This window comes from uncultured Winogradskyella sp., assembly GCF_937958655.1.
Taxonomy (GTDB): domain Bacteria; phylum Bacteroidota; class Bacteroidia; order Flavobacteriales; family Flavobacteriaceae; genus Winogradskyella.
The window spans coordinates 1-4390 of the sequence record NZ_CALGNH010000086.1; the positions used below are offsets into that span (position 1 = coordinate 1).

Here is a 4390-nt window from a genome sequence, read left to right on the forward strand (position 1 = left end):
AGTTTGAAGGTTCTGATAGAACCTTAGGATTGCAAATGAAAGCGGTTGGTGAAGTAATGGGTATTGGACGCTCATTCCAAGAAGCTTTACATAAAGCCACTCAATCGCTTGAGATTAAGCGTAATGGATTAGGAGCAGACGGAAAAGGTTATAAAGAATATGATACTATCATTAAAAAACTAACGATACCCAGTTGGGATAGGGTTTTTGTAATCTATGATGCCATACAAATGGGTATTCCATTAAGTAGAATCCATGAAATCACTAAGATTGATATGTGGTTCTTAAAGCAGTATGAAGAATTACATTTATTAGAACAAGAGATTTCTAAATTCACCATTGCTACCTTACCAAGAGAGTTGTTGTTAGAAGCAAAACAAAAAGGTTTTGCAGACAGGCAGATTGCTCATATGTTAGACTGTTACGAGAGTGAAGTTCATACCAAACGTACCGAACAGCATATCAATAGAGTTTATAAGTTGGTAGATACCTGTGCTGCAGAGTTTAAGGCGATGACACCCTATTACTACTCAACTTTTGAGGAAGAAATTGAAACTGCAGATGGTAAGAGATATGTTGAGAACGATAGTATAGTAAGCGATAAAAAGAAAATAGTTGTACTAGGTTCCGGGCCAAACAGAATAGGGCAGGGCATTGAGTTTGATTATTGTTGCGTACATGGCGTTTTAGCCTCGGCAGAATGTGGCTATGAAACTGTAATGATTAACTGTAATCCTGAGACGGTTTCTACAGATTTTGATACTGCCGATAAGTTATATTTTGAACCTGTTTTTTGGGAGCATATTTATGATATTATTTTGCACGAAAAGCCAGAAGGTGTAATTGTGCAATTAGGCGGACAGACTGCACTTAAGTTAGCAGAAAAACTATCCAAGTATGGAATAAAAATTATAGGAACAAGTTTTGAATCTTTAGATTTAGCTGAAGACAGAGGTAGTTTTTCTACTTTATTAAAAGAGAATAATATTCCATACCCAAAGTTTGGTGTTGCAGAAAGCGCAGACGATGCTTTAAAACTGGCAGATGAACTTGGGTTTCCACTTTTGGTAAGACCTTCTTATGTGTTAGGTGGACAGGGAATGAAGATTGTAATTAACAATGAAGAATTGGAAGCCCATGTGGTTGATTTACTGAGAAGTATCCCAAATAATAAATTGTTGCTTGATCATTACTTAGATGGTGCTATAGAAGCCGAAGCGGATGCTATTTGTGATGGAGAAGATGTTTATATTATTGGGATAATGGAGCATATTGAGCCCTGTGGTATTCACTCTGGGGACTCTAATGCAACGCTGCCTCCTTTTAATTTAGGAGAGTTTGTAATGCAACAAATAAAAGATCATACTAAAAAGATTGCCTTAGCACTAAATACAGTCGGTCTTATAAATATTCAATTTGCGATAAAAGACGATACCGTTTATATAATTGAGGCAAATCCTAGGGCTTCTAGAACGGTTCCTTTTATAGCAAAAGCTTATAAAGAACCTTACGTGAACTATGCTACTAAAGTAATGTTGGGAGAGAAGAAGGTGAAAGACTTCAATTTTAACCCTCAACTAGAAGGTTATGCTATAAAACAACCGGTATTCTCCTTTAATAAGTTCCCTAATGTAAATAAAAACTTAGGTCCAGAGATGAAGAGTACAGGAGAAAGTATCTTGTTTATAGACAGTCTAAAAGATGACGACTTTTATAATTTGTATTCTAGAAGGAAGATGTATCTAAGCAAATAATCATTTTTTAATCCTTAATGGAATGAATATGAGAAAAAAATTAACACTATTTCTTCTCGTTTTCCCTTTGACGTTCTTAAGTGCTCAACTTGCTCAGGTAGGTATGACGGGCAGTGGAGATATTCTAGTAACAGTGAATTCTCAAATGCTGGGAAAAATGACTATGAATGTTCCACTTGATGAAATCGAGTTCATTGGAAGTCCTTTCATAAATGAAGAGTTTGAGAATGCCACTATTGTTTATAAAAATGAAGAGGTTGGCAATATGCTTTTTAGGTACAATGCTTATAATGAAGAAATTGAGCTTAAGGAATCAAAATACCACGAAGCAAAGGCATTAAGATGGCACCCGGATTTACATATTGTAACGAATAATGTTCCCCTAAGGTTGATTGATTTTTCTAATAAAGACAAACAAAAGCTTAAAGGCTATCTGTTTGAGTTAATTGAAGGTAAATTTTCTCTTTATAAAAGAATGAATGTCAAATTTTCAGAACCTAAAAAAGCAACGACTTCATTAGATAAAGATGTTCCAGCCAGATTTACACAATTCGAAGCATTTTATTCTAGAATCGATAAAAACGAAGTCATCGAAATTTCAGGTAGTAAGAAACAATTTTTGGTTGAATTATCTCCCCAATTAAGAAAAAAAACAGCCGAGTTTATTAAAGCTAGAAAATTGAAACTTAAAAGAGAAGAGGATTTGGTTTTAATATTCAATTTTCTGAATGCTGAATAAAAAAAATGTTCCAGGTTTTTTTATATAGTTTTTAGTTATACCAAACTGCGTAGCGTTTTCTTCGAAGTTCTATAGCTAATTGCTTCTCTTGTTTTAGAGCTTCAACTCTAGTTGCTATAGGACCTATGTGGTTGTATAAACTGGGTCTTAGGTAAGAACCATATTTTTTTACAATACTGGAGGATAAATTGTGTCCTTTTTTGCTCTGAGCTCCGGTTTTGTGTTCTTGAAAACGATCTTTGGGAGCTTTACTGGTCATAGCCACATAAAGACATTCTAAAACACCATTGAACTGAGGATTTGCTTCACGAAATCTTCTGTTTTCAGTGAATACTTTTTTAGAAAGTTCTATAACGTAAATATTGTATTGAGTTTTTACCCATCCCACTCCGTATGGAAAACCCCTTCTCTATCTAATCTTTCATAAGTATGTGAGCCAAAATAATCGCGTTGCGCTTGTATCATATTTAATGGTAAACGCTGCGAGGTATACGCATCAAAATACGTAAGGGAGTTAGACAGTCCGGGAAGTGGTATGCCATTTGTAGCTCCATAGCTTATCAATTCTCTGGTTGATGCAACGGTGCTTTGAACTTTTTCTACAAACGAAGATGACAATAATAAGTTAGGTAGCTTACTATCCGCTTTAAAAGCATCTGTAATATCTGCCAACAATCCAGCTCTAATGATACAACCGGCTCGCCAGATTTTGGCAATTTCACCTAAATCCAATTCATAACCATATTCTTTACTTGCATCTGCCAATTGGTGCATGCCTTGAGCATAGGCCATAATAAAAGCAAAATAAAGCGCTTCTTCGGCTTTGCTAATAAAATCAGCTTTGTCAACTGCCGTAGGAGTAGGTCTATCATACAATTCATCAGCTTTTATGCGCTCATCTTTAAGAGCAGATATTTCACGCATACTTACCGCTATATCAATAGTTGGAACAGGAATGCCTAAATCCATGGCATTTTGCGAAGTCCATTTTCCAGTGCCCTTTTGTTTGGCTTTGTCCAGTATCATATCAACTAAATCACCATCGGTTAAATCATCTTTTTGGGCTAAAATTTTAGAGGTAATCTCAACAAGAAAAGATTGTAAACGACCACTGTTCCATTTTGAAAAAGTTTGGTGTAATTCCTCATTTGACAATCCGCCAGCCTTTTTGAGCAGGTCATAAACCTCAGAAGTTAATTGCATTAAGCCATATTCAATGCCATTATGCACCATTTTAACGTAGTTTCCAGCGGATTTGGGCCCTAAATAGGTTACACAGGGTTCTCCATTGTATTTAGCTGATACGGCTTCAAAAATTGGTTTTACATGTTGATAGGCTTCTCGAGAACCTCCAGGCATAATACTAGGACCTCTGCGAGCTCCTTTTGCACCACCAGAAACGCCAGCACCAAAAAAGTGTATTCCCTTATCTTTTAAATAAGCTTCACGCCTATCAGTATCAGTGTAAAAAGAATTTCCACCATCAATAATAATATCTCCTTTATCTAACAATGGGAGTAAACTTTCAATAACAGCATCGACTATTTTCCCGGCAGGTACTAAGAGCATAATCTTTCTAGGAATGCTGAGTGCTTCAACAAATATTTTCGCATCACTGGTTGCATTTACTTTATCAGGGTCACCGCCCTCTTCAATTAGGGCATTTACTTTTTCTTCATCCAAATCATTGCCAAAAGCGCTAAATCCGTTATCGGCAACATTCAGAATAAAATTTCTGCCCATTACACCTAATCCCACTAGTCCAAAATCGTATGTATTTGCCATTTTTAAGTTGTTGTTATGAGCGCACTAAGTACATTAATTTTCGTAATCTCAAACTAAAATAAACCTTATATTCGTTACGCTCAAATAATCCACATTGCTTTCTATGAAGAAT

Annotated in this window: 4 protein-coding genes; 2 read left to right on the plus strand and 2 right to left on the minus strand. The window is 35.7% G+C overall.

Annotated features, from left to right (window positions below; all coding sequences use genetic code 11):
* A partial coding sequence (gene carB / locus Q0800_RS13790) for a carbamoyl-phosphate synthase large subunit (protein WP_299130889.1) occupies window positions 1-1754 on the plus strand: 1754 nt, incomplete at its 5' end.
* 28 nt (window positions 1755-1782) lie between these two features.
* Window positions 1783-2493: a hypothetical protein gene (locus tag Q0800_RS13795; RefSeq protein WP_299130891.1), complete on the plus strand. Its 711-nt coding sequence runs from the start codon at window positions 1783-1785 to the stop codon at window positions 2491-2493.
* 31 nt (window positions 2494-2524) lie between these two features.
* On the opposite strand, the gene Q0800_RS13800 is transcribed toward Q0800_RS13795, so the two are convergent.
* Window positions 2525-2881: a ribose-5-phosphate isomerase gene (locus tag Q0800_RS13800; protein WP_299130893.1), complete on the minus strand. Its 357-nt coding sequence runs from the start codon at window positions 2879-2881 to the stop codon at window positions 2525-2527.
* Window positions 2869-4278, minus strand: coding sequence for an NADP-dependent phosphogluconate dehydrogenase (gndA, locus tag Q0800_RS13805; RefSeq protein WP_299130896.1), 1410 nt, complete (start codon window positions 4276-4278; stop codon window positions 2869-2871). The genes Q0800_RS13800 and gndA overlap by 13 nt, the downstream gene beginning before the upstream one ends.
* Window positions 4279-4390 lie beyond the last annotated feature (112 nt).

Excerpts from the sequence above, each read along its gene's own strand:
- Q0800_RS13795 (WP_299130891.1), top strand. The coding sequence starts at position 1,783 with ATGAGAAAAAAATTAACACTATTTCTTCTCGTTTTCCCTTTGACGTTC.
- gndA (WP_299130896.1), bottom strand. The coding sequence starts at position 4,278 with ATGGCAAATACATACGATTTTGGACTAGTGGGATTAGGTGTAATGGGC.